This is a genomic window from Burkholderia sp. Se-20378, from assembly GCF_017104665.1.
Taxonomy (GTDB): Bacteria; Pseudomonadota; Gammaproteobacteria; order Burkholderiales; family Burkholderiaceae; genus Burkholderia; species Burkholderia lata.
In genome coordinates this window covers 1-897 of the sequence record NZ_JAAGPG010001197.1, presented here as the reverse complement: position 1 = coordinate 897, position 897 = coordinate 1, and the positions used below count along the sequence as shown (strand labels likewise).

The following is an 897-nucleotide window of genomic DNA, read 5'->3' as shown; positions in this document are numbered from 1 at the left end:
GCCGGCCGGGCCGGCGATGCCGGTGACGGACAGCGCGACCTGCGCGCGGCTGTTGCGCAGCGCGCCTTCGGCCATCGCGCGCGCGACGGGCTCGCTGACGGCGCCGTGCTTGTCGATCAGATCGGGCGGCACGCCGATCATCTCGATCTTGGCCTGGTTCGAGTACGTGACGAAGCCGCGCTCGAACCATTGGCTGCTGCCGGAGATGTCGGTGATCGCGGCGGCGATCATGCCGCCGGTGCAGGATTCGGCGGTGGCGAGCGCCAGGTGCTCGTCACGCAACTTGTTGCCTGCGCGGATCGCAAGCTGATGGACGACGGAATCGGTTGGCATGCGCGTCGGGAAACGGGAGTCGGGAAATCGGTCAGCCGACGACGGAGCGCCACAGGGCGATCACGAGCAGCGTCATGAACGCGGCGACCAGGTCGTCGACCATGATGCCGAGCCCGCCTTTCAGGCGGCGGTCGAAATAGCGGATCGGCGGCGGCTTGAGCATGTCGAAGAAGCGGAACGCGACGAACGCCCACAGCTGGCCGATGAAGGTCGCGGGCGTGACGAACAGCATCACGAGCCAGATCGCGACGATCTCGTCCCAGACGACGGCGCCCGGATCGGCCGAGCCCATCTTCCTCGCGGTGAAACCGGTGAGCCACGTGCCCGCCACGAAGCCGACCGCGATCAGCGCCCACCATTCGGGCACCGTCAGGTAGCGGTTGAGCACGACGAACGAGAGCCAGCCGAACAGCGAGCCGAACGTGCCGGGCATGATCGGCGCGAGCCCGCTGCCGAAGCCGAGCGACACGATGTGCGCCGGGTGCGACAGCATGAAGCGCGCGGTCGCGCGCCGCGGCGCGTTGCCGCCGGATACTGCGCCGGGCTCGGCCGCGGCCTGCGCGG

The 897-nt window shown here is 69.5% G+C and carries 2 protein-coding genes; both read right to left on the bottom strand.

What is annotated here, in order from left to right:
• Positions 1–333: CinA family protein (locus G3N93_RS40975; RefSeq protein WP_206135631.1), on the bottom strand; the 333-nt coding region annotated here is incomplete at its 3' end.
• Between the two features lie 31 nt (positions 334–364).
• On the bottom strand, positions 365–897 hold a 533-nt coding region (locus G3N93_RS40970; RefSeq protein WP_206135630.1), incomplete at its 5' end, for a phosphatidylglycerophosphatase A.